At 56.0% G+C, this 25,898-nt stretch carries 25 protein-coding genes and 1 pseudogene; 16 read left to right on the top strand and 10 right to left on the bottom strand.

What is annotated here, in order from left to right; all coding sequences use genetic code 11:
* Positions 1–3: 3 nt before the first annotated feature.
* From CKF42_RS00735 to CKF42_RS00725, 3 genes are read left to right on the top strand one after another with little or no spacing between them, the layout of a single operon-like run.
* Positions 4–729, top strand: a complete 726-nt coding sequence (locus CKF42_RS00735) for an ABC transporter permease (protein ID WP_190311330.1) — start codon at positions 4–6, stop codon at positions 727–729.
* Between the two features lie 9 nt (positions 730–738).
* Positions 739–1,425, top strand: coding sequence for an ABC transporter permease (locus CKF42_RS00730; protein WP_046102848.1), 687 nt, complete (start codon positions 739–741; stop codon positions 1,423–1,425).
* Entirely contained in the window at positions 1,422–2,210 is a 789-nt protein-coding gene (locus tag CKF42_RS00725) for an ABC transporter ATP-binding protein (RefSeq protein WP_111207202.1), read from the top strand. The genes CKF42_RS00730 and CKF42_RS00725 overlap by 4 nt, the downstream gene beginning before the upstream one ends.
* Positions 2,211–2,345: 135 nt before the next feature.
* Here CKF42_RS00725 and CKF42_RS00720 read toward each other — a convergent pair whose 3' ends face one another.
* Positions 2,346–3,008: a glutathione S-transferase gene (locus CKF42_RS00720; protein WP_111207201.1), complete on the bottom strand. Its 663-nt coding sequence runs from the start codon at positions 3,006–3,008 to the stop codon at positions 2,346–2,348.
* A gap of 181 nt (positions 3,009–3,189) precedes the next feature.
* Between CKF42_RS00720 and CKF42_RS00715 the strand changes: the two genes are divergently transcribed.
* Positions 3,190–3,765, top strand: coding sequence for a TetR/AcrR family transcriptional regulator (locus CKF42_RS00715; protein ID WP_111207200.1), 576 nt, complete (start codon positions 3,190–3,192; stop codon positions 3,763–3,765).
* 76 nt (positions 3,766–3,841) lie between these two features.
* Here the strand turns inward: CKF42_RS00715 and CKF42_RS00710 are convergent, their stop codons facing one another.
* A complete protein-coding gene (locus tag CKF42_RS00710) occupies positions 3,842–4,441 on the bottom strand; it encodes a TetR/AcrR family transcriptional regulator (RefSeq protein WP_111207199.1) in 600 nt (199 codons plus the stop codon).
* Between the two features lie 141 nt (positions 4,442–4,582).
* Between CKF42_RS00710 and CKF42_RS00705 the strand changes: the two genes are divergently transcribed.
* Positions 4,583–4,975 carry a RidA family protein gene (locus CKF42_RS00705; protein ID WP_111207198.1) on the top strand — a complete coding sequence of 131 codons (393 nt, stop codon included), beginning with the start codon at positions 4,583–4,585 and terminating at the stop codon, positions 4,973–4,975.
* 57 nt (positions 4,976–5,032) lie between these two features.
* On the opposite strand, the gene CKF42_RS00700 is transcribed toward CKF42_RS00705, so the two are convergent.
* The 3 genes and pseudogenes from CKF42_RS00700 to CKF42_RS00690 form a co-directional block, all read right to left on the bottom strand.
* The gene (locus tag CKF42_RS00700) at positions 5,033–6,346 is read right to left on the bottom strand and encodes an FAD-binding oxidoreductase (RefSeq protein WP_111207197.1); all 1,314 of its coding nucleotides are present in this window, start codon (positions 6,344–6,346) and stop codon (positions 5,033–5,035) included.
* 156 nt (positions 6,347–6,502) lie between these two features.
* Complete coding sequence (locus CKF42_RS00695; RefSeq protein WP_009092717.1) at positions 6,503–7,111, bottom strand: dTMP kinase; 609 nt, start codon at positions 7,109–7,111, stop codon at positions 6,503–6,505.
* 95 nt (positions 7,112–7,206) lie between these two features.
* Positions 7,207–7,890, bottom strand: a pseudogene (locus tag CKF42_RS00690) (hypothetical protein).
* A gap of 279 nt (positions 7,891–8,169) precedes the next feature.
* Between CKF42_RS00690 and CKF42_RS00685 the strand changes: the two are divergent.
* Entirely contained in the window at positions 8,170–8,481 is a 312-nt protein-coding gene (locus CKF42_RS00685; RefSeq protein WP_046102857.1) for a cupin, read from the top strand.
* A 110-nt stretch (positions 8,482–8,591) separates the two neighbouring features.
* Here the strand turns inward: CKF42_RS00685 and CKF42_RS00680 are convergent, their stop codons facing one another.
* Positions 8,592–9,710, bottom strand: coding sequence for an ABC transporter ATP-binding protein (locus tag CKF42_RS00680; RefSeq protein ID WP_111207196.1), 1,119 nt, complete (start codon positions 9,708–9,710; stop codon positions 8,592–8,594).
* 322 nt (positions 9,711–10,032) lie between these two features.
* Here CKF42_RS00680 and CKF42_RS00675 point away from each other — a divergent pair, with 322 nt between their 5' ends.
* The 6 genes from CKF42_RS00675 (at position 10,033) to CKF42_RS00650 (ending at position 17,302) form a co-directional block, all read left to right on the top strand.
* The gene (locus CKF42_RS00675; RefSeq protein WP_111207195.1) at positions 10,033–11,253 is read left to right on the top strand and encodes an extracellular solute-binding protein; all 1,221 of its coding nucleotides are present in this window, start codon (positions 10,033–10,035) and stop codon (positions 11,251–11,253) included.
* Between the two features lie 41 nt (positions 11,254–11,294).
* Positions 11,295–12,602: a carbohydrate ABC transporter permease gene (locus CKF42_RS00670; protein WP_111207194.1), complete on the top strand. Its 1,308-nt coding sequence runs from the start codon at positions 11,295–11,297 to the stop codon at positions 12,600–12,602.
* A gap of 10 nt (positions 12,603–12,612) precedes the next feature.
* Positions 12,613–13,464 carry a sugar ABC transporter permease gene (locus CKF42_RS00665; protein ID WP_046102861.1) on the top strand — a complete coding sequence of 284 codons (852 nt, stop codon included), beginning with the start codon at positions 12,613–12,615 and terminating at the stop codon, positions 13,462–13,464.
* 3 nt (positions 13,465–13,467) lie between these two features.
* Positions 13,468–14,661 carry an arabinogalactan endo-beta-1,4-galactanase gene (locus tag CKF42_RS00660; protein ID WP_111207193.1) on the top strand — a complete coding sequence of 398 codons (1,194 nt, stop codon included), beginning with the start codon at positions 13,468–13,470 and terminating at the stop codon, positions 14,659–14,661.
* Between the two features lie 41 nt (positions 14,662–14,702).
* Positions 14,703–16,763 carry a beta-galactosidase gene (locus CKF42_RS00655; protein WP_111207192.1) on the top strand — a complete coding sequence of 687 codons (2,061 nt, stop codon included), beginning with the start codon at positions 14,703–14,705 and terminating at the stop codon, positions 16,761–16,763.
* A 224-nt stretch (positions 16,764–16,987) separates the two neighbouring features.
* Positions 16,988–17,302, top strand: a complete 315-nt coding sequence (locus tag CKF42_RS00650; protein WP_046102864.1) for a glucose PTS transporter subunit EIIB — start codon at positions 16,988–16,990, stop codon at positions 17,300–17,302.
* A gap of 105 nt (positions 17,303–17,407) precedes the next feature.
* Here the strand turns inward: CKF42_RS00650 and CKF42_RS00645 are convergent, their stop codons facing one another.
* Positions 17,408–18,670: a maltoporin gene (locus CKF42_RS00645; RefSeq protein ID WP_046102865.1), complete on the bottom strand. Its 1,263-nt coding sequence runs from the start codon at positions 18,668–18,670 to the stop codon at positions 17,408–17,410.
* A gap of 265 nt (positions 18,671–18,935) precedes the next feature.
* Between CKF42_RS00645 and CKF42_RS00640 the strand changes: the two genes are divergently transcribed.
* Complete coding sequence (locus CKF42_RS00640) at positions 18,936–20,006, top strand: LacI family DNA-binding transcriptional regulator (protein ID WP_046102866.1); 1,071 nt, start codon at positions 18,936–18,938, stop codon at positions 20,004–20,006.
* A 124-nt stretch (positions 20,007–20,130) separates the two neighbouring features.
* Here CKF42_RS00640 and CKF42_RS00635 read toward each other — a convergent pair whose 3' ends face one another.
* A complete protein-coding gene (locus CKF42_RS00635) occupies positions 20,131–20,904 on the bottom strand; it encodes a hypothetical protein (RefSeq protein ID WP_111207191.1) in 774 nt (257 codons plus the stop codon).
* Positions 20,905–21,297: 393 nt separating this feature from the next.
* Between CKF42_RS00635 and CKF42_RS00630 the strand changes: the two genes are divergently transcribed.
* Positions 21,298–22,545 carry a sensor domain-containing diguanylate cyclase gene (locus tag CKF42_RS00630; RefSeq protein ID WP_111207190.1) on the top strand — a complete coding sequence of 416 codons (1,248 nt, stop codon included), beginning with the start codon at positions 21,298–21,300 and terminating at the stop codon, positions 22,543–22,545.
* Between the two features lie 71 nt (positions 22,546–22,616).
* Here CKF42_RS00630 and CKF42_RS00625 read toward each other — a convergent pair whose 3' ends face one another.
* Complete coding sequence (locus tag CKF42_RS00625) at positions 22,617–22,997, bottom strand: helix-turn-helix domain-containing protein (protein ID WP_009092712.1); 381 nt, start codon at positions 22,995–22,997, stop codon at positions 22,617–22,619.
* A gap of 98 nt (positions 22,998–23,095) precedes the next feature.
* Here CKF42_RS00625 and CKF42_RS00620 point away from each other — a divergent pair, with 98 nt between their 5' ends.
* Positions 23,096–23,824, top strand: coding sequence for an SDR family NAD(P)-dependent oxidoreductase (locus CKF42_RS00620; RefSeq protein WP_058957224.1), 729 nt, complete (start codon positions 23,096–23,098; stop codon positions 23,822–23,824).
* 77 nt (positions 23,825–23,901) lie between these two features.
* On the opposite strand, the gene bla is transcribed toward CKF42_RS00620, so the two are convergent.
* Entirely contained in the window at positions 23,902–24,798 is an 897-nt protein-coding gene (bla, locus tag CKF42_RS00615) for a class A beta-lactamase (RefSeq protein WP_111207189.1), read from the bottom strand.
* Positions 24,799–24,958: 160 nt separating this feature from the next.
* On the opposite strand from bla, the gene CKF42_RS00610 reads away from it, so the two are divergent.
* Positions 24,959–25,828 carry a LysR substrate-binding domain-containing protein gene (locus CKF42_RS00610; RefSeq protein ID WP_111207188.1) on the top strand — a complete coding sequence of 290 codons (870 nt, stop codon included), beginning with the start codon at positions 24,959–24,961 and terminating at the stop codon, positions 25,826–25,828.
* Positions 25,829–25,898: the final 70 nt, after the last annotated feature.

The following is a 25,898-nucleotide window of genomic DNA, read 5'->3' as shown; positions in this document are numbered from 1 at the left end:
CGGATGCTGATGAACATTGACTGGCAGATGCTGGGTTTTGGGGACGAGGGCTGGGGCGGCGTGCTGCTTAACGCCGCCGCCGTCACCGTCAGCGTTTCACTTTGCGCCTGGCTGCTGGGTGCGCTGCTCGGCAGCGTCCTCTGCTGGATGCAGATCGCCGGCGCGCGCTGGCAGCGGCGGCTGGCAGCCGGTTACATCACGCTGTTTCGTGGCGTGCCGGAACTGCTGGTGATCTATCTGTTCTACTTTGGCGGACGCCAGGTGGTTTCCGCCGTCGGCACCGCGCTGGGGTTGCAGGGACCGTTCGATGTGAACGGTTTCGTGGCGGGGGCGATTGCCATCGGGCTGATCTCCGGTGCCTATCAGAGCGGCGTATTCCGGGGGGCCTTCTACGCTATTCCGGGTGGAACGCTGGAAGCGGCAACCGTCACCGGGATGGAGCGACTGATGATGTTCCGTCGCATCATCGTCCCGCAGGCGCTGCGCACGGCGTTACCCGGTATGGGCAACCAGTGGCAATCGGTGATCAAAGAGTCGGCGCTGGTGTCGGTGACCGGACTGGTTGAAACCATGAATCAGGTCTCAACGGCGGCCAACTCGACCCAGATGTCCTTTTTCTTTTACAGCGTGGGTGCCGTGATCTATCTGATTATCACCACCTGCTCCGATATGGTGTTCCGCTACGTGGAGAAATTTGCGATGCGCGGTCAACAGCGCGTGAAAAGCTAGGGAGTCCACGTGGATATCAACTTTTTACAGCAGACGCTGCTGGCGCTGCTGAAGGGATTGCCGCTGACCATCAACCTGGCGCTGCTGTCGCTGCTGGGAGGGGGCGTGCTGGCCCTGCTGCTTAATCTGCTGCGTATGACGCGAGTCGGCAGCCTGTTCTGCCGCTTTTATGTCTGGCTGTTTCGCGGCACGCCGTTGCTGATCCAGATCTTTATGGTCTACTACGGACTCGGCAGTTTACCGGCGGTGCGGGAGAGCCTGTTCTGGCCGCTGCTGCGCGATCCTTACTGGTGCGGCTTGCTGGCGCTGATCCTCAATGATGCCGCCTATACCTCGGAGATCCTGCGCGGCGGGTTGCGGGCTGTCAGCTCGCAGTCACTGGAAGCCGCCAGAGTGTCGGGCATGTCGTCGTACAAAATCTTTACCCGCATCACCCTGCCGATTGCGATCCGTCAGGCGCTTCCGGCTTACAGCAATGAAATCATCTCTATGATCAAAGCGACCTCGCTGGTCAGCACCATCAGCCTGATGGAGATGACCGGCATTGCGGATTCCATCGTCTCTTCCACGTTCCGGGCGCTGGAGGTATTCCTGAGCGCGGCGGTGATCTACCTGATACTGACCATGCTGGTCAGCAAAGGCGTATCAATGCTGGAACGACGCCTGTCACCTTACTATTTTGGAGCACGCTCATGACGGCCCCCACGATTATGCTGAGCCATCTCAGAAAGAGTTATGCGGGACACGAAGTGCTGCACGACATCAGTCTGACTGCCCAGGATGGCGACGTGATTTCGCTGATTGGTGCCAGCGGATCGGGCAAAAGTACGCTGTTGCGCTGCATCCCGTTTCTTGAAGTGCCTCAGGCCGGTGAGATAGCGGTAGGCGAAGTCAGCGTCACGCTGAATAACGCCGATGAAAAACTGAACCGGGAGCAGCGTCGGCGCATTAAGCTGATGCGCATGCAGCTCGGCTTTGTGTTTCAGAGCTTTAATCTGTGGCCGCATAAAACCGTGATGCAGAACATTATTGAAGCCCCGGTTCATGTGCAGAAGCGCAGCCACCGCGAGGCTGTCGAAGAGGCGGAAGCGCTGCTGCACAAGGTCGGGCTGTATGCAAAGCGCGACGCCTGGCCCTCTCAGCTCTCCGGCGGACAGCAGCAGCGTGTGGCCATTGCGCGGGCGCTGGCGCAGCAGCCGAAAGCGATTCTGTTCGATGAGCCGACCTCGGCGCTGGATCCGGAGCTGGTGGGCGAAGTCCTGCGGGTGATCCGCGGCCTGGCGGAAGAGGGGCGCACCATGATTATCGTCACGCATGAGATGGGTTTTGCGCGAGACGTGTCGAACAAGGCGGTGTTTCTGCATCAGGGGATCATCGAGGAGTCAGGTTCGCCGGAACAGGTGTTCCTCGATCCCATTTCGCCACGCTGCCGCGCCTTTGTGAACAGTCACTTTGAGCGTAATACCGGGCAGGCAGGCTGAAGCAGGCAGGGCCGCGCAGCGCGAACGACACCTTAAGAATGACAGCAATCCCCGGGCGAACGCCGGGGATTTTTACAGCAGCGAGCGGGAAGGTTTCATTCAGACAAACCGCTCCCGCCACGATCTGACCCGGGACTAGGCTTCTGCGCCGGGACGGCCTGCGTCTACCATGGCCTGCCACTGCTGATAGCTGGGACGCTGCTGGATCTTCAGGTACCACGCTTTCAGCGCCTCACACTCCTCCGGAATAGCCAGATTCACCAGGGCGGCGAATATCATTCCACCGGTGACGGCGATATCGGCCATTGAGAAGGTGTTGCCCGCCACATAGGGCTGTGAGCGTAAAACGCGGTCAAAGTAGTGCATGCCCCTGAGCGCTTTTTCGCCCATCTTCGCACCCCATTCCGGATTCTGATAAAGCTCAACCTCGGGTCCCAGACCTGCCGTGGCATGATGGAAATAGACGCTTACCGCATCCAGAAATTCAATCTCGGCCCGTTTAGTCATCATATGAATCACCCCCTGTTCCAGCGGGGTCACACCCGTCAGAAGGGGATGCTGATCCTGCCGATCCAGATATTGCGTGATTGCCGTACACTCCGCGATTAGCGTCCCATCACTCAGTTCTAACACCGGCAGTGTGCCTGAGTAATTGATGGCTAGAAAATCCGCCTTTTTATGTTCCCCTTTCCAGAGATTGACCGGAATAAATTCGACCTGAGAAAGCAGACCTTTTTCCGCCAGGGCTATTCTGACCCGGGCAGGATAGGGGCCGTCATACCAGTCGTAGATTTTCATCGAAGGTTGAGTTGAAACGTGTGATACAGCGTCTGAAGAAGTCATGATTTATTTACCTACCTGTCAAATGGTAGGTAGATTGTGGCCAGGGAAATTCGGCCTGTCAACATCTGTCTACCAGTTGGCAGGTAAAAATTTTTTCCCTATACTTCCTCCTCACGTTTCAGAGGAAAACAGCGTTATGAGCTTGAATGCGCGTGAGGGCATCCTGGCAGCCGCAAAGCGTGCTGCGCAGAATCATGGTTACAACGGGATAAATTTCCGCACCATTGCTGACGAAGTCGGCATCAAAAATGCCAGTATTTATTATCACTTCGCCAGTAAGGCAGACCTTGGCGCGGCTGTGGCAAATCGCTACTGGAAGGATACTGCACAGGCGTTACAGACCATCCGGGAGCAAAGTGCCTCTCCCGCTGAAGCCCTGAAGCACTATCCGCAAATTTTCCGGCGTTCTCTGGCTGACGCCAACAGGCTCTGTTTATCCAGCTTCATGGCGGCCGAATATGATGATTTGCCTGAAGAAGTGAAGCGTGAGGTGCAGTGTTTCGTCGACGCGAACGTGGCATGGTTGCATCAGGTGCTGAATGAAATGACGCCCGATGACGCACAAAAAAACGCGCAGCGTGCGCTGGCCATCTATACCGCGGTTGCCGGTGCGCAGTTAATTGCCCGCACGCGGCAGGATATTACCCTGTTCGATCATCTGATGGCGACCTATGAGGAGAGCGGCCTGATTCCGCTGCCGACACAAGCCTGAATATCCCCGCGGGAACGCGTTGTTCAGCGACGGGCGGCAGCCGCTCAGCAGGATTCGCGTCACGACGGATAACGCCTCAGGTCTTAACCGCCTGATGGCGCAGGCCGCCTGCCAGTAGCGTGAAGGCTTCAAGCATCTCTGGCAGCGCCTTTTCCGGGTTGCTGCTGGCTGCAACCCAGAGTGCAGCATTGAGGGCGCTGCTGTTAAGCAGATGTGCGGCGGCGTCGGCATCGACCGGCTTAACCGCACCGCTTTCAATCAGCCTGACGAGACGTTCCCGTGTGGCTGCCAGGCAGCTGTTCTGGCTGGGCCACTGCGCAGGATCGCCCAGGAAAGCCGGGCCATCCCGCAACACGATGCGCTGGACTTCGGCATCCATCGCCAGACGAATGTAGGCGATCCCTTCGGCGATCAGCCTTTCCCACTCATCCGTTACCGAAGCGGCCGCCGCCTGAGCCCGCTGCGCCATTTCCCCATCGACCTGCGCCACCACCGCTGCCAGCAGCCCTGTTTTGTCGCCAAAATTGTGATAAAGCGCGCCACGCGTCAGCCCGACGCTCGCCGTCAGTTCATCCATTGAGGCCCCGGCAAAGCCCTTTTCAGCAAAAGCTTTCCGTGCTGCTGCGATCAGTTTTGCACGGTTTGCTTCCATCGCTTCAGCGCGACTGGCTGCCATAAACTCCTCCAGCTCACATACGCCGCGTATATTATTTGACATACGGAGCGTATGTATTATTAATGTGACATACGCGGCGTATATTAAATCATTCCGGTTTGTGCCGCATCCTGCATTCATTCCGTAACCCGAGGAAACACGATGATCACGCGCGAACCCATTTTTCCCGCTCACCGGCACGCACTTTATCAGCAGCATGGCTATTCCGCGGCAATCCGCTCAGGCGATCTGTTGTTTGTCTCCGGTCAGGTCGGCAGCCGGGCAGACGGTACGCCGGAACCTGATTTCGCGGCCCAGGTCGCCCTCGCATTTGACAATCTGGCGGCGACGCTGGCGGCGGCAGGATGCACCTTTGATGATTTGATCGACGTCACCACATTTCACACCGATCCTGAAAATCAGTTTGCGACGAGCATGCAGGTCAAAGCGTCCATCTTTCCGCAACCGCCTTATCCCAACTGGACCGCTGTCGGCGTGACCTGGCTGGCTGGGTTCGATTTTGAGATCAAGGTCATTGCCCGCATTCCCGGATAACGGAAGGTTCTCGTCACATCGTCCTGCCAGCGACACTGGCGTTCAGCGAGGCTGTGATCAGTTCTCTTTACGCCCCAGGAAACGCTCTTTCATCAGCGAAAGGGCAATGCCGATATCCAGCACGGGCGAGGGCGGCATGAAACTGGCCTGGCCCAGCGACAGCATATCCGCAAGGTGCGGGTTATCCTGCTTCAGCATGAAGTCAGCCAGCAGCGAGCCCGCCACGGTCTGTTTCGATACGCCCGCGCCGTTACAGCCGCCCGCCGTGCAGATAATTCTGTTCAGCACACCCCATTGCGGTGCGCCGTTGCGTGTCACGCTCAGGGTGCCGGACCAGGTGTGTGTGATCTTCACGCTGTTCAGGGTGGGATAGAGTTTGCTGAACAGGCGCTGATGGTGTTGCGTCGCCTGATGGGTTTGTGCCGCAGTGACCTGTCCCCGAAGCGCGGGAATAACATGCTGGCGAATCAGAAAACGGCGGTCGGTGGTGAAACGGAAGGTGGCTCCGGCAATGGCATTCACCGGCGTGACGCCCCAGCTCTGCATCGGGGGCAGCGTCGCCAGTTGCGCCACCGTCAGCGGTTCGGTGATGCTGGCGAAGGTGGCCATAGCGGCCTGACGGGCCAGGCCAGGGCGCAGTTCTGGCGATAACGCGTTGGTCGCCAGCATGACCTGAGCTGTTCTGATTGTGCCAAAAGGGGTCACCACCTCCGCCAGACTGTCGGTACGAATCCCCAGTACGGGTGTATTTTCGAAGCGCTGAACATTTTCCGGTAAATGGTGGTGCAGGCCGGCAATCAGCTGCGCCGGATTAACCAGCACACAGCCCGGCGTAAAGATCCCTTTGCTGTAAAAGCGCGTACCGAGTTTATGGTACAGCTCATCGCTGTAAGCGAGCGTCCAGGGTTCATCCATGAGATCGAGATGGCGGCTGTATTCATTTAAAATACGATCGTTGCCCCGTTCCGCCTGACAGTGATATTTCCCCACCTTCTGCCAGTCGCACTGAAGGTTATGCTGCGAAATCTCCTGCTCCAGCTGCCGGATGCCTTCCTGAAGCAGATTCCGGTAAGCATGCGCCTTTTTTAACTCCGCCGTGGAGCTGCCAATATTGTGGGGCAGTCCGATAACAAACCCTGAGTTGCGCGCCGATGCGCTCTCCCTTGTGGTACAGGCATCGACGATAACGATTTTCAGCTCGGGTTTAATTTCTGCCAGGCGGCGCGCAAAAGCGACACCGGCGAACCCCGCGCCGACGATAACCCAGTCTGCTTTAATATCGCCTCGCAGAGCCGGTTGCGGCGCATAAGCGTGCCCGCCCGCAGGCCAGCCCGGTTCATTATGATTAAAAGGTAGTGATGCGTAGCGCAATTCCCTGTGCCCTATAGAAAAATAAAGGAATTTTATAAGGGAAAGCAGGATCGCAGTGCCAGCGGTAACCTGACGAAGATTGATTTCAGACAAATTTCGCGGGCAGAGGTCGCTATTCTCTTTACCGCCTTGCCAGCAGGCGATAAGGATTTCAGATTAAATCACCCGGATTATCTCAGCCGTGACCTGCATGGCGGCTTCATCCAGCGTGCCTTCATTACGGCATAAAACCCAGCCGGTGCGGGCAATTTCACGCTCGAACGCCCGCGTGCATTCGGCATGCTCTTCCAGCCTGTGAAGGACCGTGCTTCCCAGCCCGCGGGAACGTGCTGCGGCCCGTGACCATGAAATCTCAGGCGCGGTGACCACGCCGACATGCAGGTCCGGTATGCGCACGTCCTGCGCGTGGTTCATCTGCAAAATCTCTGCAAACGGGATCCGCCGGCGGAAGGCCGCGTCGGAGGGATACCAGCGATCCATCAGGATAATGCTGTCGGGCGGCTGGCGGGTCAGCACGTTGCGGGAAATCCACGCCCGGCTGGCCGCTAAGCGCTCACAAACTTCCCGTTCCAGATCCACAGAGGGATCTCTGGCGAGCCGGTTAACCAGCGCCATGGTCTGCGCTCTGTCAGGATCGCTTTTTTTCTCGCAAAGCCGGACCACCTTTCGGTTGTCTGCCCTTAACCGTGCCGTGATCGCTTCCAGCAGGGTCGTTTTACCGGCACCTTTGGGGCCATCCAGAGAAACAAACAGCTGACGATTCATGGTCTGACTGACGGGTGAGAAGGGATGTGGGTGAAATCTTTCTTTGCCAGAGACATCTTCTTTCCTGAATGAATGAGCTGATTCTGATCGCGCAATTAATCCTGCAAAGGATAACAGGTTGTCCAGTTGTAGTTGACCTCTGCCAGCATCAGTTCGCCTTCTACCTTCCCGTAATTGAGGGTCTGGCGTGCCAGAAAGAACTGCCGCAGCGGCGCGGGTAAATAAGCCGCGCCGTAGCGCAGCAGGGTCGTGTGCCAGAAGGGGGCCGGCAGAGCGCTGCCGGTGTGACGCATCAGCAACTCTTCTTTCCAGCGGGAGTTGAGAACCTTTTCACAGAAGGCGTGACGCAGGTCTGTTGCCGGCGTGTCGGGGATGCCCGCCAGCAACAGCTGTCCCGGCAACGCGACTAAACGAAGATCTCTGATAACAATGTTTTGCGCGTGAAAACCGGACCAGAGCGCCCTGAGTTCAGCTATTTTTTCCGGCAAAGGTGCGTGCTCAATATAGAGCGGCAGGGTCAGGGGTAAAAAGGTAAAGTGCAGACCCTGCTCCGGCAAGGTATCGGCCAGAGGGTCATCTCCGGTAAGCTGTTTCAGTTCATCCAGCAAACGTCAAACCGCGGGGGGAACGGCGGGCTGAATGCCGGTTGCCAGGGCCAGCTTCACCGGGTCGTAATAGCTCTCTTTCTTAATCTCCCCAATCCCCGCGTTTTTCGCCCACATCGCGAGCGTTTTCTCACTGGCAGCGTGATAGAGGTTTTGCAGAGTCGCTGAATTCATGACACTCCTTCTGACAGTCGGGGGAAACAGAGACGCAACGTCAATATTATCCCTGCCATCGCATCCGGGCCAGGCGATTCATTCAGTGATCATCCCGGAAGCGGTTAAGCCTCACTACTTACCGGGCTTTATCGGGGCTACCGGATCTCCTGATAACGCCTTAACCGGACAACATCGGGACAGATCGGGACAAGCGCGGGCATGAGTCTGGAATCCATGTTGTTGCTCTGCTATTCATGAGGCCGATGACGAAAACGTATGTCTGTTACCGGAGATAAAATGAATTTTTACCGCAGCACAGAATTTACCGGTTCGAAGGCCTGGGACGCTCAGCACATCGCGAGCTTCGGCAATACCAGCGTGAAACTTCACTGGACCGATCGGCCCTATAAGTGGCACATCAACGATGGGCAGGAGGTTTTTGCGGTGATGGATGGGTGTGTTGAAATGCAATATAAAGAACAGGGTGAGATTAAAAGCAGGGTTCTGAATACAGGCGATATTTTCTATGCCAGTGAAGGAACAGAGCATATCGCGCGTCCCCAGGGCGTTGCCCGCGTGCTGGTCATCGAGAAAGAGGGATCGGTTTAAGTGGTAACCTGTTCCGCCGGGTCAGGAGGCGCATCAGACTGACCGGATAGGCCGCTCCGGCAGTAAAGGCCGTTTCCGGCCTTTTTTCCCGGACATATTAGTCAGCGATCTCAGGCTGCGCGCACCTGTGGCATCTCAATATCTGCGCTGATACGTGCTCCGTCAGCATCAAACACCATGCAGTGCTGCGGATGGAAAGTGGGACGCAGGGTCTGGTAGGGATGGAAGTGCACGTCCCCGGGCAGCAGCATTTTGAAACCATCATAACCGTGGCTCTGCCCAAACAGACAGGTGTTGTTGCCCAGACGTTCCACGACCTCGCAGTGAAAGTGGATGCTGAGTGGCGCATCACCGTTGATCTGAAGCTGTTCCGGTCGGATGCCCAGCGTGATTTCATCGCCAGGCTGCAGCTGGCGCAGAGGTAAAGGAAGCTGCAACCGGTGTTCCCCACCATTGATCAACGCGATCAGCCCCGCCGGGCCACACTGTTCCACGCGGGCGGGCAGAAAGTTCATCCTGGGTGAGCCGATGAAACCCGCCACAAAACGGTTAATCGGATTGTAATAGAGTTCCATCGGTGGGCCGACCTGTTCCACCTTGCCATCGTTCAACACCACAATCCTGTCGGCCAGCGTCATCGCTTCGGTTTGATCATGCGTGACATAGACCATCGTGGTTTTCAGCTCCTGATGCAGTTTTGCAATGTGCAGCCGCATATCGATGCGCAGCTCCGCATCCAGATTCGACAAAGGCTCATCAAACATAAATACCCCGGGATTACGCACAATGGCACGACCAATGGCCACGCGCTGACGCTGGCCGCCGGAAAGCTGCCGGGGTTTGCGATCCAGCAGGTGCGCAAGCTGAAGCGTCTTTGCAACGGTTGCGACCTGATGCTCAATCTGCGCCTTTGGCAGCCCATTCACCTTCAGGCCGTAGCCAATATTTTCTGCCACCGTCATATGGGGATAGAGCGCGTAGGACTGAAACACCATTGCCACGCCGCGATGTGAGGGGGCGACATCATTCATCACCTCCTCATCGATCAGGATTTCCCCGTCACTGATCTCTTCAAGCCCGGCAATCAGCCGCAGCAGGGTGGATTTACCGCAGCCTGAAGGACCCACGAAGACCGCAAACTCTCCGGCTTCAATATCAAGCGCGATGTTTTTCAGCGTTTCTGTTTTGCCAAAGCGTTTGGTCACATTTCTCAATCTGATGCTGGACATGCTGATCCTCATGGTATGGTTCTGGTGGCTTAAATGTAATACGTATACCAGGTGGTCGCTTTACATGTCAGCCGTGATGCTACCTGCCATGACTATAACGTTACGCCAGGAGGCGCCCTACCGCTGTTTTTGATTTCTGTAATAGCGATCACACATTGGCATGAAGGGGCTGGAGCGTTTCTGATGTTCCGCGTAGCGTAAGCGAAATTGCGATACGTTAATCACGTTGCATTTGCCTGATAACTCCCTGCCATCTGGAAAATTGTCAGGTTTAGATCAGCGGAAATAACATTAAATGTAATACCTTCACATGAGGCCAGTAATGAAAATCAAAACCAGCGTGACGCTACTTCTGTCAGCATTGATGCTGAATCAATCCGTCTGGGCCGCTCAGCAACTCACAGTCTGGGAAGATATTAAGAAAGCGGATGGCATCAAAGCAGCGGTCGCTGATTTCCAGAAGCAGTTCAATGTTGATGTGAAAGTACAGGAGATGCCTTTTGCACAGCAGATTGAAAAGCTGCGCCTGGACGGGCCGGCCGGAATCGGCCCTGATGTTCTGGTCATTCCTAACGATCAGCTTGGCAGCGCGGTCGTGCAGGGATTACTGGCCCCACTGAAGATTGACGCAGCAGAGCAGGGCGCTTACACCCCTTCGGCGATGGCGGCCTTCACGCAGAATAAGGTGGTCTATGGCATACCCAAAGCCGTAGAAACGCTGGTGCTGATTTACAACAAAGATCTGCTGCCCGCGCCGCTGAAAACCCTGGATGAGTATCGCGCGTTCTCGCAGAAGCAGCGCGAGGCAAAACAGTATGGCCTGCTGGCGAAGTTCGACCAGATTTACTACAGCTGGGGCGTGATGGCTCCGATGGGCGCTTACATCTTTGGTAAAAATGCACAGGGTGCCATCAACACTCAGGATATCGGACTGAACACGCCGGGCAGTGTGGAGGCCGTGACCTATCTCAGGCGCTTCTTCAGCGAAGGATTGTTGCCTGGCGGCATCATGGGCGACAACGGCCTTAACGCAATCGACTCGCTGTTTACCGAGAAGAAAGCGGCGGCGGTGATCAACGGGCCGTGGGCGTTCCAGCCTTATCAGGCGGCCGGGATCAACTATGGCGTGGCACCACTGCCGCTACTGCCAAACGGCAAGCCGATGAGCTCCTTCCTGGGCGTTAAAGGCTATGTGGTATCGACCTGGAGCAAAGATCAGGCGCTGGCACAGCAGTTCCTCTCCTTTATCAACCAGCCGCAGTACGTGAAAGCGCGCTATCAGAAAACCCAGGAGATCCCGCCGGTGACTGCGCTGATGAACGATCCGATGATTAAAGATGATGAGAAAGCCAACGCGGTCGCGGTGCAGTCAGCGCGCGCGTCAGCCATGCCAGGCGTGCCGGAGATGCAGGAAGTGTGGGGGCCGGCTAATGCGGCGCTGGAACTGAGCGTTTCCGGCAAGCAGGCGCCAAAAGCCGCGCTGGATAACGCGGTGAAACAGATCACCATGCAGATTGAAGCGATGCAGGCCAGTAATCAGTAAGGCCGGTTCACGGGATTACCCTACAGGATAAGGATCAGAGAGTGGCTATATCTTCCGAGGAACATCTGGTGACGGCCAGGCGTCCGCGTCGTCATGCGACGACCGGTGCACTGCTGGCACTGCTGCCTGGCTTCGGCCAGTTTTACCACCGCCAGTGGGCGAAAGGTGTCTGCTTTCTGATTCTGCTCAGCAGCTTTGCCGGCATCTTCCATGATTTTCTGCGAGAAGGATTCTGGGGTCTCTACACGCTGGGTGAAGCGGTGCCGCGTGATAACTCCATTTTCCTGCTGGCGGAGGGAATTATCAGTGTGCTGATAGCCGCTTTCGGCGTGGCGATCTGGGGATTGTCGGTGCGTGACGCCTGGATCAATGGCGCTAAGCGCGACAGGGGAGAGCCACTTAACAGTGTGCGTCAGCAGTATCAGCTGCTGCTGCGTGACGGCTTCCCCTACCTGATGATCTCGCCGGGCTTTATTCTGCTGGTGTTTGTGGTGGTGTTTCCCATTCTGTTTGGATTCGCCATCGCCTTCACCAACTACAACCTCTATCACACGCCACCGGCGAAGCTGGTGGACTGGGTGGGTTTCAAAAACTTCATCAACATTTTTACGCTGTCAATCTGGCGCTCCACCTTCTTCGATGTGCTGCAATGGACCGTGGTCTGGACGCTGCTGGCGACCACGCTGCAGTGCACCGTCGGCGTGATGCTGGCGATTCTGGTCAATCAGAAGGACCTGCGCTTTAAGCCGCTGATCCGCACTCTCTTTATCCTGCCCTGGGCGGTGCCGGGCTTTGTCACCATTCTGGTATTTGCCGGGATGTTTAATGACAGCTTTGGCGTAATCAACAATGCGATTCTCGACTTCTTTGGCATCGCACCTAAAGCCTGGATGACCGACCCGTTCTGGACTAAAACCGCGCTGATCATGATGCAGACCTGGCTCGGCTTCCCGTTTGTGTTTGCGATGACGACCGGAGTGCTGCAGGCGATCCCTGAAGATCTCTATGAGGCGGCAATCATGGATGGGGCCAGCGCCTGGACACGACTGAAAACCATCACGCTGCCGCTGGTGCTCTACGCCATTGCGCCGATCATCATCACGCAATACACCTTCAACTTTAATAATTTCAACATCATCTACCTGTTTAACAATGGTGGTCCGGCGGTGGCGGGATCGAATGCCGGCGGCACCGATATCCTGGTGTCTTGGATCTACAAGCTCACCATGTCGTCGTCGCAATATGCCATCGCCGCCACGATCACCATTCTGCTGTCGATTTTCGTGGTAGGTCTGGCGCTCTGGCAGTTCCGCGCGACCCGGTCGTTTAAACAAGATGAGATGGTGTAAGGGAGCAGTTATGGCGAAGTCCGGCAGTATTAAACGCGAAAGGTGGATACGCCTGTCGCTGACCTGGCTGGTGGTGCTGGCCGTCTCGACCATCATTATCTATCCGCTGGTCTGGACGGTAGGCGCATCACTGAATGCGGGCAACAGTCTGCTCAGCAGCGCGATCATTCCGGAGAATGCGTCGCTGCAGCACTACCGCGACCTGTTCAACGGCACGGTCCCTTATCTGACCTGGTACTGGAACTCGATGAAAATCAGCTTCCTGACCATGGTACTGACGTTAATCAGCGTCAGCTGTACCGCCTACGCCTTTTCCCGCTTTCGTTTTAAAGGGCGGCAGAATGGCCTGATGCTGTTTCTGCTGCTGCAGATGATCCCGCAGTTTTCGGCGCTTATCGCGATTTTCGTCCTGTCGCAACTGCTGGGATTAATCAACAGCCATCTGGCGCTGGTGCTGATCTATGTCGGCGGGATGATCCCGATGAACACCTGGCTGATGAAGGGCTATCTCGACTCGATTCCCAAAGATCTGGATGAGTCGGCACGTATGGATGGTGCAGGCAATCTCCGCATCTTTGCAGAGATCATCATGCCGCTGTCGAAGCCGATTCTGGCGGTGGTCGCGCTGTTCTCCTTTACCGGACCGCTGGGCGATTTCATCCTCTCCAGTACCATTCTGCGCACGCCGGAGCAGTACACGCTGCCGATTGGCCTCTACAACCTGGTGTCGCAAAAAATGGGTGCCAGCTACACCACCTATGCGGCCGGTGCCGTACTGATCGCCTTGCCGGTCGCGGTGTTCTATCTGGCCCTGCAGAAATACTTTGTCTCCGGCCTCGCCTCAGGCAGTACAAAAGGATAAATCATGTCACCAAAACGATTATTTCTCGCCCTGGCGCTGGCCTGGGCGACGCCGCTGCTCGCCGCCGGACAGCCAGACATCGCCTCTGCCGGACCGTGGCCTGCCGATTTTATCAGAGGGGCGGACATCTCTTCGCTGGCAGAACTGGAGAAGCAGGGCGCGAAATTCTATAACGCTGCGAATCAACAGCAGGATGCTATCGCCATTCTGAAAGCCAGCGGTATCAACACTATCCGGCTGCGGTTGTGGGTCGATCCTAACGACGACAACGGTCACACCTATGGCGGTGGCGGTAACGATCTGCCGACCACGCTGGCGCTGGCGAAGCGTGTCAAAGCGGCAGGTCTGAAGCTGTTACTCGACATACATTACAGCGACTTCTGGACCGACCCCGGCAAGCAGTTCAAGCCTAAAGCCTGGCAGTCGCTGACCTTTCCCCAGCTGGAAGTAAAGGTGCACGACTACACGCGCGACACCCTCGCCCGCTTCAAAGCAGAAGGCGTGATGCCGGATATTGTGCAGATTGGCAATGAGCTTAATGGCGGCATGCTCTGGCCGGAAGGCAAAAGCTGGGGCCAGAACGGCGGTGAGTTTGATCGGCTGGTGGGCCTGCTCAAGGCAGGCATCAGCGGGCTGCGTGAAAACCTCAGCGATCCGCATCAGGTGAAGATCATGCTGCATCTGGCTGAGGGCACCAAAAACGATATGTTCCGCTGGTGGTTCGACGAAATTGTTAAGCGCGATGTGCCGTTCGATGTGATCGGACTGTCGATGTACACCTACTGGAACGGCCCCATCAGTGCACTGAAAGCAAACATGGATGACATCTCCCGGCGCTACGACAAAGACGTGATGGTGGTGGAAGCCGCCTATGGCTACACGCTGGAAAACTGCGATAGCGCTGAGAACAGTTTCCAGGCCAGAGAGGCGCAGGCAGGCGGTTATCCGGGCACGGTCGCAGGGCAGGCGGCTTATCTGCATGACCTGATCACAGCGGTACTGGCGGTGCCGGATCATCGCGGTAAGGGCTTGGTGTACTGGGAACCGGCGTGGATCCCCGCGCCGGGTAATACCTGGGCCACGCCCGCAGGCATGAAATATATCCACGACGAATGGAAACAGGGTAACGCCCGCGAGAACCAGGCGCTGTTTGACTGTCACGGCAAGGCCCTGCCTTCGCTACAGGTTTTCAATTAACTATCAGCGTTGACGCTGATCTCTTCCTCTGAGGAACAGGTATGAATAAATTTCCCCCGCTCAGCGCCCGGGTTAACCGGCTGCTGCATGGTGCTGACTACAATCCGGAGCAGTGGATGCACCAGCCGGGCATTATTGATGACGATGTCGCGATGATGAAGCAGGCGAACTGTAACGTCATGTCGGTGGGTATCTTCAGCTGGGCTAAGCTGGAGCCGGAAGAGGGACGCTATGAATTTGGCTGGCTGGATGAAGTGATCGATTCGCTCTGGCTGGAGGGAATATCTGTGTTTCTTGCCACGCCCAGCGGAGCGCGCCCGGCCTGGATGTCGCAGGCTTATCCGGAGGTACTGCGTGTGGGGCGCGATCGCATACCCGCCCTGCATGGCGGCCGTCATAACCACTGTATGACCTCACCGGTGTATCGTCAGAAGGTGCAGGCGATAAACAGCAGACTGGCGGCGCGCTATGCGCATCATCCTGCGGTGATCGGCTGGCATGTCTCTAACGAGTATGGCGGGGAGTGTCACTGCGACCGCTGTCAGCAGGCCTTTCGCGGCTGGCTGCAGCGCCGCTATGAGACGCTGGATAATCTGAATCTCGCCTGGTGGAGTGATTTCTGGAGTCATACCTACAGTGACTGGTCACAGATTGTGTCGCCAGCGCCGCAGGGTGAAATGTCGATCCACGGTCTGAATCTGGACTGGCGTCGGTTTATGACCGATCAGGTGACGGACTTCTGTCGTGAGGAGATTAAACCGCTCAGACAGGCGAATCCTGACCTGCCCGCGACCACCAATTTCATGGAGTATTTCTACGACTACGATTACTGGAAGCTGGCATCAGCACTCGATTTTATCTCCTGGGATAGCTATCCGATGTGGCACAACGTCAGGGATGAGACCACGCTTGCCTGTTATACCGCGATGTACCACGACTTGATGCGCACCCTGAAACAGGGCAAGCCCTTTGTATTAATGGAGTCGACGCCAGGCGCAACGAACTGGCAGCCGACCAGTAAGCTGAAGAAGCCGGGGATGCATATTCTCTCTTCCCTGCAGGCAGTGGCGCATGGTGCGGACGCGGTGCAGTATTTCCAGTGGCGCAAGAGTCGGGGTTCAGTTGAGAAGTTTCATGGTGCGGTGGTCGATCATGTCGGTCATCTTGATACCCGCACCGGGCGTGAAGTCAGAGAGCTGGGCCGGATGCTGGCAGCGATGACGCCGGTCATGGGCAGTCGGGTTGAGGCGCGCGTCGCGATCATTTTTGACTGGGAGAGTCGCTGGGCGATGGATAACGCGCAGGGACCACGCAATCTGGGCCTGCATTATGAGCGCACGGTGAACGAACACTATCGTGCCTTCTGGGAGCAGGGGGTGGCGGTGGATGTGATTAATGGTGATAGCGAGCTCAGCGGCTACGATCTGGTAATTGCGCCAATGCTCTATATGGTGCGTGATGGTTTTGCAGCACGGGCCAGGCAGCATGTGGAGCGCGGCGGCCATTTTGTCGCCAGTTACTGGAGCGGCATCGTAAATGAGAGCGATCTCTGTTACCTCGGAGGATTCCCGGGTCCGCTGCGGCCATTACTCGGCATCTGGTCAGAAGAGATCGATAGTCTGACGGATGAGGAGTTCAACGGCGTGCGCGGGATACGCGGCAATGAGCTGGGGCTGAGCGGACCTTATCAGGCGCGCGAGCTTTGCGAGCATATTCATCTGGAAGGGGCGACGGCGCTGGCCAGTTACGAGAGTGATTTTTATGCCGGAACGCCAGCGGTGACCGTAAATCGGGTAGGTCAGGGTAAAGCGTGGTATATCGCGTCGCGTAATGATCTGTCGTTCCATCGGGATTTTTACGGTGCACTGATTAAGCAGCTGGAATTACCGCGCGCACTGCCGATTGAGCTGCCACCTGGGGTGGTCGTTCAGCGGCGTACCGATGGTGAACAGGCGTTTCTGTTTGTGCAGAACTTTACTGGCCAGACGCAGCAGGTGTTATTGCCTGCCGGGCTGAGCGATTTGATTGATGGCACACCCATGACAGGATCGCTGATGCTGGCAGCGTGGGGATGCCGTGTGTTGAGCCGACCGCTGGAGTAGGGAGAGCACAGGCTCAGGGGGCCTATGCCCCCATCACTTTAAGAGATGGCATTCTCTGCAGGAAGAGCGGGGTTTTGCTGTTGATGCAGGGCTGGTTTTTTAGAGGCCGAGGGCAGGAAAAGGCTATCTTCTGCGGGCAGTCACGGCATGGCCCGCTCGTTTTCGTGTATCAGTCGTGAGTGGCGGGCAGCAGCCCGCCTTTTTATCCTCTGAAGGAGAACAACATGGTGAGTCTGAAATCGTTTAAGCAATATTTCAGCCGGCAGCCGATTACGGCACAGGAGGTTGAAATAGACAACGCGCTACTGGAGCGGCTTGTCGAGTGCTTTGGCGGGCGTGACAATATTCAGCAGGTGGACGCCTGTATAACCCGGCTGCGGGTGAAGGTGACCTCACTGAAGGCGGTGGATACGGCGGGATTACAGAAGGCAGGGGCAATTGGCGTGGTCATTCTGGGACAGGAAGTCCATGCGATTTTTGGCAGGCAGTCCGACCCGTTGCGTCAGTTGCTGGAAGAGCGTTTCTTTCAGCCGGAGTGAGACACTGGTCTGAATCCAGGACAAAAAAATGGATAACCGTCGCCGGTTATCCATAAAGCCCCTGCATAAGAGCTTAACAATGACTCCAGGGAGGCGATGGCGCAGTTACCACCAGGCTTCGACCTGTACGCCGAAGTTCCAGGTGTTATTACTGGTGTTGTCTTTAAAGCTGTGTCCATCTTCTGAGTCATTCAGATAAGAGGCAAACAGGCGCAGTTCCGGACGAGACATAAATTCGGGACCGGCTGCCAGACCCAGTGCCAGCGTATATTTCTGTCCTGCTGCTTTGTAGTCGCTGCCCACTTTGTTTTCATCTTTCTGCCAGAAGCTACCCACTTCGCCGATGCCGCGGACATATTGCGTAAACTGATACTGACCGCGACCCACCAGCGACAGCAGGGTACTTTTACTCGTCTGGGCGGTGATATCGTCTGCTGATCCCCAGGTAAAGACCTGGTTCAGGGAAAATTTGTCGGTGACCGGCAGCAGACCGGTATTGATCACGCGGTAGCCGCTGGCGTTGCGGGTATCGTTATACATGTCATACCAGCCGCCGCCCTGCGAAATCATATTCTGCGCCAGACCTTTATTGGCGTACTGGAAGACCAGTTTCTGGTAGCCGCCCCACATGTCCTGGCTGATTTCACTGGTGAGCATGACGCCATTATCCGCGTCATAGAGACCACCATATTCCTTCTGTTTGTTGGTGGTGTTTGGCATGGCGTAATCAATACCAAACTCGGTCCAGGCTCCACTCCAGGGTTTCCAGCCGGCATAGCGCAGATCCAGGTAGTTAATGTTGACGTCGTTGTCGCCATCGACGCGGTAATCCACATCATTGGCATCGCCGCGAATCCAGGCAAAAGAGACAGCACCCGGACCCAGCGTGTAGTTTTCGATACCGGCACCCGAACCAGAGATATTCCAGTACTTTGTATCAATAATGTGCAGGTCATGACGCTGATAGTAGCGTTTACCGCCCCAGATCACGGCATCTTTGTCACCCGGCACCAGTCCTTTGATCTGCAGATTAAGCTGGCGCAGGCCAAACTGAGCATCGTCACCGAAGGTGGTTTCGTTATCATTTGAGCCGTCGGAGAACATACTGACCATGGTGTCGACATAAAAACTGACATCATCCTTCTTGTAAACCTCACTCCCCAGTTCGACCTCGCCGTAAGTATCCGCTTCGTTGCCGAGACGGCCGACTTTGTTCTTTTGATACTCTTCAATACCGCCATCCTGCGATACGCCCACCCCACCACGGAGATAGCCATGGAAATCAATGTTGTCGATAGCGGCATAGAGCGTCGGGGAAGTCAGGGCCGCAGCAAGCGCCACGGCAGCAGTACGTAACCTTGTTTCCATGTTATCCTCAGTTTTATTTGTAATACGTTCACATGACAGCGGCAGTAAACGCTTTTTGTCAGATGAGTGACAAATAAAATCGCGATAATGTGTGAAGTACTGCAAATAAAGCGGCGCCATTTGTAACGATTAGTGAATCAGATCACCAAATCTCAATATGTGAAGGTATTACTTTTACTTTTTATTCATGCAATGTGACAGCGGTGGGCTGGCTGACACCACGGCTGTGATACCATTCCGCCATTGGTCATCAGGGATGCGAATTATGAAATCAAAAAATGCCACCTTAGAGGATGTCGCCCGCCACGCTGGCGTCTCGTATCAGACGGTTTCGCGGGTTTTGAATAAGTCGGCAAACGTTTCGGAATCAACGCGGCGCAAGGTGGAACACGCTATTGAAACCCTGCGCTATGTACCTAACAGGCTGGCACAGCAACTGGTGGGTAAGCAGAGCACCACGCTGGGTCTGGTGACCACCTCGCTGGCGTTGCATGCCCCCTCGCAGGTGGCCGCTGCGGTTAAACGTTATGCTAATGCTGCTGACTACCAGGTGCTAATCGCCATGATTGATGAGAACGTCAATCAAAGCCTCCAGGATTGCATCAATGAGCTGAAGTCTCAGCGGGTGGACAAGGTGATCATCAACGTCCCGCTGGAGAGCCACGATGCTGAGCAAATCGTGCAGGAGAATGACGATATCCTTTGTCTGTTTCTGGATGTCGATCCTTACAGCGCGGTGTTTAACGTTTCGTTTAACCCGGCTGACGGCACCCGTGCCAGCGTTAAATATCTCTATGAGCAGGGCCATCGCGAGTTCGCCCTGCTGGCCGGACCCGAGCAGTCGGTTTCAGCAAATCTGCGTCTGAAAAGCTGGCTGGATACGCTGGAGAGTTACCGTCTGAAGCCCGTCAGCATCAGCCACGGTAACTGGGACGCACAGAGTGGTTACAACGGTGTACTGCAGCTGCTGCGGGAAGCGCCCGGATTCAGCGCACTGCTGGTGGGCAACGATCAGATGGCGCTGGGTGTGCTGAGCGCGCTGCATCAGCGCGGCGTGGCGGTGCCGGGCCAGATCTCTGTGATTGGTTATGACGACACCTATGAAAGTGCGTTTTTTCATCCGGCGCTGACTACGGTGTCGCTGGACCTCGATTTGCAGGGCAAAGAGGCGGTTGCAAGGCTGTTGCTGGCCAGCGAACAGGATGAGCAGCGTTCTTCCTCGATTCTGCCGGCTAAACTGGTGGTGCGCAGTTCAACCGGTATGGCCGGACAGCAGCAGCGGGATTTAAAGCAGATAGCAGAACAACTGCGCCTCATCGCCAGCCGGCTTGAGTAGCCAGCCGGCATATTCTGTAGCCAGAGCAGGTACACCTGTTAACGGCAAATCCTGAAAAGCCGCCGGTGCAGGCGGCTCTGACAGGGACTGAGGTGGGCGTGCGCCCGTTTTCCCGGTCGCGCGGTTAATGCGCGGTGGCGGTTTTCGCGGCCGGGCGCTGGGGCAGCAGCACCAGCAGCGCGATGATGATCAGGCCCAGCGTCAGCGAGGCACCGTAGCGACTCAACGCGAGCCCGCCCGAGGCAAGCGGTTTATCCAGAAAATCGCCCACCACTGCGCCCAGAGGCCGCGTGAGGATAAAGGCCGCCCAGAATAGCGCAGTGCGCGAAAGCGAGGTAAAGCGACTCGCCGCCCAGATAAGCGACAGCGCACCTGCAAACAGCAGAATACCGCCATCGTAACCCAGTCCTTCACTGTCTGCCGCCCAGTCACCTAATGCCGTGCCCAGCGTCTGGGAAAACATGATGGTCACCCAGTAGAAGGTCTCAGTGACGCCATTGTTCACCGAACTGACCGCCACCGTGCCGCAGGTTATTTTCCAGAGAAACAGAGAGAGGGTCAGCAGCGTGATCAGCAGCAGAGTGCCACCCGGATAGCCAATATTCAGGGAGCGGTCGGCAAAATCTGCCAGCGTGGTGCCCACCGTGGTGGTTGCCACCACGGTGAACCAGTAAATCCATTTATTGAAACCGGGACGGTTAATCTGCACCACCACCGCGACCAGAAAGATAATGGCGAAAATCAGCGTACCGGTCAGATATCCCAGATTCATTGACATGGTTACCGCATCGCCGCCGGTTTCACCCAGGGTTGTCGCCGCGATTTTGGTTAACCAGAATGCCGCGGTTACGGCAGGCACTTTACTCAGAGAAAGCGATGCTGTGTTGTTATTTTGCATAGGGTCACGCTCCGGAAAAAGCCCAATATGAGCTAACAGAGCAGGGATGTTATAAGAGTATTCTTAAGGAAAGATGAAGCGCCGGAAAGTGGGGCAGTTAACGCGACAGGGCTAAAGATTCCGGCCTGATGAGCCGATAAACAGGAGCTGATACCTCAGAGACTGCACCCTGTCATAAACGTTCTGCGCACATCCCTGTAAGGATCGCGGCCTCAGAAACAACGGCCTGCCAGGTCCGGGCGCCCGCCATGCGCGATGGCCGGTTTCGCCTCAGGCTCACCCAGTGACTGTCGCCTCCTGCCGCGTCAGACGGACATTTACGGTTATAATCAGGTCTGTAGCGACGAGTATTGAGCTTGTTTAATATCGTCAGCAACATCGGAGTCGGCCGCCATGAACTTAATGATTAAACCCTCTTTCACTGCCGTCTGGTCTACAGACGCGCAGGGTATCTGCGTTGCCAGTCAGGAAACACCGGCTGGCCTGATGCCTGCCCTGAAGGGGGTGACGCTGAGTTCCTGGCTGGAACTGGCGCAGGCTGACGATGATGAAAAGATCGCGCTGCAGCTGACCGCGGCGCTGGAATATCTGACCCCTTTCTACTTTGAAGTGCCTATCCACTGTCTGGACGGTGAAACACGCCGCGTCGTGGTTTCCGGCCTGCCGGACAGTCTGCCTGGCACCTCCCACCAGAAGTACAACGGCTTCATCCTGGATGTGACTGCGCAGCGTAAAGCGCTGGAGGATGCGGTGCGCACGGCGGCGGAATATCGCCTGCTGATCGAGAACAGTACCGATCTGATTGCCCATTGTGATGCGAATGGCAGATACGTCTCGATCTCGCCCTCCTACAGCGAAATGATAGGCTGGAGACCTGAAGAGGTGGTTGGTCAGTTGGTGGTCGATTTCCTGCATCCTGACGATCGCGAATCTGCCTCGGCAGCGCTGGCACATATCTTCAGCGGCGGAATGCTGCCGGATGTGGTTGAAGTACGTAAACGGCATCGTGACGGCCACTACCTCACGCTGGGCACTAAAGCCTGTGGCGTCAGCAATCCCTCTTCAGGCAAAAATATCGGTGCCGTGCTGGTTTCGCGTGACATCACGCGTGACAAGGAAAGGATGCGCAATCTCGAAGAGCTGGCGACCCGCGACCCGCTGACCGGGCTGCCTAATCGCGCCTGGATTAACGAGCAGATTGGCCGAATGCTGGCGGAGACAGAGGACCCGGCTTTCACCACCGTGATGTTTATCGATCTCAATGGATTCAAGGCAGTGAATGATCTTATGGGCCATGCGACAGGGGATGCCTTACTGCAGCAGGTCGGTGAACGGCTGCAGCGCTGCATGCGCCCGGGCGACTCGGTGGCCCGGATGGGCGGCGATGAGTTTATTGTGGCCGCAAAGTGCAGTCATCGCGGGGTGGCATCGGCCATCGCCCTGCGCATTATTGACAGCCTGGAGGCCCCCTTCGTCATCGATAACATGGACGTGCGCATTGGTGCAGCGATTGGCATCAGCCTGGCCCGCTTCGGAACGGCAACGGCGAAAATGCTGTTCGAGCGCGCCGACAAAGCGATGTATCAGGCTAAAGCCCGCCGCGATGGCTCCTATCAGTTTTTTGAGCAGGCAGCCCTGTGATCACTGGCTGTACGAATTCTGTCAGCCGCTGCGCTTAGCGCCATCTCACTCCTGTCTCCCGCACTTGAAGATCACGTCTGCTGTCCCGGCTCACGCTCATCATACCCCTCCTGAGCCTGCTGCATGGTTTCGCCATGTTGCTTCGCCCAGTTGACCAGCGCGACAAACGGGTCCTGCAGGGTTCTGCCCAGAGGCGTGATCGCATACTCCACCGCGACAGGTGAGGAGGCGATCACGTGCCGGCTTATCAGTCCGTTTCGCTCCAGACGGCGTAATGCCTCAGTCAGTGATTTGTGAGTAATGGGATCGAGCCTGCGCTTAATGGCATTAAATCGCGACGGCTGTGAGCACAACACGGTCAGGATTAACACCGACCATTTATTGGCAACCTGTTCCAGGATCGGGCGGGTACTGTTGATCTCTGCCAGCAGAGCGGTGATATCGGTGGCCATACGGTTTCCTCAATGATATCTGGTGTACATCAGGTGCGTAATTGACACTAAATATACGAAATGTATCATCCATCGTTCAACCTCTTTACGGAGTGGCAATGATGAAACTGAGTGGAAAAGTGGTTCTGGTGACCGGTGGCAGCAGCGGTATTGGTCTTGCCATCACTCGCCGTTTTGTACAGGAAGGCGCACGGGTTTTTATTACCGCCCGACGCGAAGCTCAGCTGGCAGAGGCGGTTACGCTAACCGGCGGTCAGGCTGAAGCGATAGCGGGTGACCTGACGGATGCCAGCGATCTCGTACGTTTGTTCGGGACGATTCAGGCCAGAGCCGGTCGCCTCGATATCCTGGTTAATGCTTCAGGTGTGGCTGTACCGGCAAACCTGGATGAGACCTCAGCAGAGCATATTGACCTTATTTTTGGTCTGAACGTTCGTGCCATGGTGCTGACGGTACAGCATGCTGTCAGGCTCATGGAGGAGGGAGGGGCCATTCTGCTGATCGGTTCCATTGCGGGGGGAATCGCCAATCCGGGTTATGGAACCTATTCTGCCAGTAAGGCCGCTGTTCGCGCTTATGCCCGCACCTGGAACAGCGAACTGGCACCGCGCGGTATCAGGGTCAATACACTCAGTCCGGGCCCGACGGATACGCCGATGTTCGACCAGGCCAGCGATGAGGTAAGGCAGGCACTGAGCGCGCGAATACCGGCAGGGCGGCTGGGCGATCCGGATGAAGTGGCTGCAGCGGCCCTGTTCCTGGTCTCGGACGAAAGCCGTTACATCTGCGGCAGCGAACTGGTGATTGATGGTGGCATGACGGCCTGACGGCCCTGTGCTGAAACCGGTAAACCGGCCGGCCAGGGCCGGTTTTGCTCACAGAACAGCTCTGAACCTGTCCGTCTTTATTGCTGGACAGCGCCCGCAATCACTCTGGCTGCGCTGGCGAGCACATCTTTACGCGCGGCGGCGTTTTTATCGTGCTGCGTAAAGTAGGTGGTCAGGACGAGGGGGGCATGATTTTTCGGCCAGATAACGGCGATGTCATTGGTGGTGCCGTAGTCGCCACTGCCGGTTTTATCGGCCACTATCCAGTCTGCCGGAAGGCCCGCTTTAATACTGGCTGCCCCCGTGGTATTGCCCTTCATCCAGGCTGTCAGTGTGGCTCTCTGATCGTCTTTAAGCGCAGAACCTAAAATAAGTTTGTTAAGACTCGCTGCCATCGCTGAAGGGGTAGTGGTATCGCGAGGATCACCCGGAATCGCGGTGTTGAGGCCTGGCTCATTTCTGTCCAGCCGGAACGTCGTATCACCAAGGGTTCGCGCAAACTGCGTGGCATGCTGCGGGCCGCCCAGATACGCCAGCAGCTTGTTCATCGCCGCGTTATCGCTGTATTGCAGGGCCGCCGCGCTCAGCTCCGCGAGGCTCATTGCGGAACCGATATGCTTCATGGTGACAGGATTGTAATTCACCATATCGTGCTGACTTATATGAATTTTCTTATTAAGTAAAGTATCAGCATTTTTATTTTTTTTTAACTCTTCGCTCTTTTTTAATATCGCAGCAACGGCCATCACCTTACTGGTACTGCACAGTGGAAATCTTTCGTTGCCGCGCCAGGAATATTGCGCACTATCAGACGTATCAATGACGGCCAGGCCGAGCCGGCCTCCGGATTGACGTTCAAGTTTCTCAAACTGATTGTTCAGGGATTGCTGATCGAAAGCCGCATGTGCTGACGCTGAACATCCCGCTGCGGCGAATAACACTATTCCGGCCAGGCGGTTTTTAAATTTATTCATTATTAAACGTTCCCTATACAAAAATTAATTAAATCTGAATTGTCACAAGGCCGTGACTGAATATCGTTCCCCTTAATTACGGGCTCCAAAATAAATCAGTTTTCCGGTGAGTCAAAACGGTATAAATTGATGCCAGTCATAACTTTTTCTGGGGGCTATAGTGAAAGGGGATATTCCGCTTAACGCTCTGCGTGCATTTGAAGCCTCTGCCCGCCACCTCAACTTTACCCGGGCAGGCATGGAACTGTTCGTTTCGCAGGCGGCGGTCAGCCAGCAGGTCAGGCTGCTTGAAGAGAGGTTAGGGATCACATTATTCAGAAGGCTTTCGCGTGGTCTTGAAATGACCGATGAGGCGCGATTGCTGTTTTCTGAGATTTCTGATGCCTTTCATCGGATTGAGAAAGCCTATCGTCAGTTTGAAGGGGGAGAAGTCAGGGAGGCGCTCACGCTCTCCTGTGTCGGCACTTTTGCACTGGGCTGGCTTCTGCCGAAAATTGACGATTTCCGGCAACGCCATCCCGCTATCGAACTGAGTATTCAGACCAATAACAATGTGGTGAGCATCGCCGGTGAAGGTGTCGATTTTGCTATAAGATATGGTTCTGGCAACTGGTCGGCATCACATAATCAACTGCTGTTTGATGCACCGCTGACGCTATTATGCCGGCCAGATACGGCGAAAAGACTTAACCGGCCTGAGGATATTACGGGCGAAAATTTATTGCGCTCTTATCGTCATGAAGAGTGGGAGAACTGGTTTGCTGCGGCGGGTATTCCCCCCTTCAGAATTAACGGGCCTGTTCTGGATTCATCGCGTCTGATTATTGATGCCGTATTGATTACCGGGGGCGTTGCGCTGGCACCGGAAATCATGTTTGAACCGGAAATAAAAGGCGGACTGCTCGTCAGGCCTTTTGATATTTATTCCGGCAATGACGGATACTGGCTGACCTGGCAAAGAGCCCGGAAAATGACGCCGTCGATGCAAATATTCCGTGAGTGGATTATTCAGACCATTATCAGACAGTAGCGCCTGATATCGCGGCGCTTCAGAACAGGGCAGAAACCTGTCGGCGGGCTTCGATCTTCAGAAGGCGCGC

Source organism: Pantoea sp. ARC270 (genome assembly GCF_003236725.1).
Classification (GTDB): Bacteria; Pseudomonadota; Gammaproteobacteria; order Enterobacterales; family Enterobacteriaceae; genus Pantoea; species Pantoea anthophila.
Note: the sequence above shows the minus strand (reverse complement) of the source record. Positions and strands in the feature narration are given on the sequence as shown.

What these genes read in the sequence shown, in the direction of transcription:
- CKF42_RS00735 (WP_190311330.1), top strand. Translation starts at nt 4, where the DNA reads ATGCTGATGAACATTGACTGGCAGATGCTGGGTTTTGGGGACGAGGGC.
- CKF42_RS00725 (WP_111207202.1), top strand. Translation starts at nt 1,422, where the DNA reads ATGACGGCCCCCACGATTATGCTGAGCCATCTCAGAAAGAGTTATGCG.
- CKF42_RS00720 (WP_111207201.1), bottom strand. Translation starts at nt 3,008, where the DNA reads ATGAAAATCTACGACTGGTATGACGGCCCCTATCCTGCCCGGGTCAGA.
- CKF42_RS00715 (WP_111207200.1), top strand. Translation starts at nt 3,190, where the DNA reads ATGAGCTTGAATGCGCGTGAGGGCATCCTGGCAGCCGCAAAGCGTGCT.
- CKF42_RS00710 (WP_111207199.1), bottom strand. Translation starts at nt 4,441, where the DNA reads ATGGCAGCCAGTCGCGCTGAAGCGATGGAAGCAAACCGTGCAAAACTG.
- CKF42_RS00705 (WP_111207198.1), top strand. Translation starts at nt 4,583, where the DNA reads ATGATCACGCGCGAACCCATTTTTCCCGCTCACCGGCACGCACTTTAT.
- CKF42_RS00695 (WP_009092717.1), bottom strand. Translation starts at nt 7,111, where the DNA reads ATGAATCGTCAGCTGTTTGTTTCTCTGGATGGCCCCAAAGGTGCCGGT.
- CKF42_RS00685 (WP_046102857.1), top strand. Translation starts at nt 8,170, where the DNA reads ATGAATTTTTACCGCAGCACAGAATTTACCGGTTCGAAGGCCTGGGAC.
- CKF42_RS00680 (WP_111207196.1), bottom strand. Translation starts at nt 9,710, where the DNA reads ATGTCCAGCATCAGATTGAGAAATGTGACCAAACGCTTTGGCAAAACA.
- CKF42_RS00675 (WP_111207195.1), top strand. Translation starts at nt 10,033, where the DNA reads ATGAAAATCAAAACCAGCGTGACGCTACTTCTGTCAGCATTGATGCTG.
- CKF42_RS00665 (WP_046102861.1), top strand. Translation starts at nt 12,613, where the DNA reads ATGGCGAAGTCCGGCAGTATTAAACGCGAAAGGTGGATACGCCTGTCG.
- CKF42_RS00660 (WP_111207193.1), top strand. Translation starts at nt 13,468, where the DNA reads ATGTCACCAAAACGATTATTTCTCGCCCTGGCGCTGGCCTGGGCGACG.
- CKF42_RS00655 (WP_111207192.1), top strand. Translation starts at nt 14,703, where the DNA reads ATGAATAAATTTCCCCCGCTCAGCGCCCGGGTTAACCGGCTGCTGCAT.
- CKF42_RS00650 (WP_046102864.1), top strand. Translation starts at nt 16,988, where the DNA reads ATGGTGAGTCTGAAATCGTTTAAGCAATATTTCAGCCGGCAGCCGATT.
- CKF42_RS00645 (WP_046102865.1), bottom strand. Translation starts at nt 18,670, where the DNA reads ATGGAAACAAGGTTACGTACTGCTGCCGTGGCGCTTGCTGCGGCCCTG.
- CKF42_RS00640 (WP_046102866.1), top strand. Translation starts at nt 18,936, where the DNA reads ATGAAATCAAAAAATGCCACCTTAGAGGATGTCGCCCGCCACGCTGGC.
- CKF42_RS00635 (WP_111207191.1), bottom strand. Translation starts at nt 20,904, where the DNA reads ATGCAAAATAACAACACAGCATCGCTTTCTCTGAGTAAAGTGCCTGCC.
- CKF42_RS00630 (WP_111207190.1), top strand. Translation starts at nt 21,298, where the DNA reads ATGAACTTAATGATTAAACCCTCTTTCACTGCCGTCTGGTCTACAGAC.
- CKF42_RS00625 (WP_009092712.1), bottom strand. Translation starts at nt 22,997, where the DNA reads ATGGCCACCGATATCACCGCTCTGCTGGCAGAGATCAACAGTACCCGC.
- CKF42_RS00620 (WP_058957224.1), top strand. Translation starts at nt 23,096, where the DNA reads ATGATGAAACTGAGTGGAAAAGTGGTTCTGGTGACCGGTGGCAGCAGC.
- bla (WP_111207189.1), bottom strand. Translation starts at nt 24,798, where the DNA reads ATGAATAAATTTAAAAACCGCCTGGCCGGAATAGTGTTATTCGCCGCA.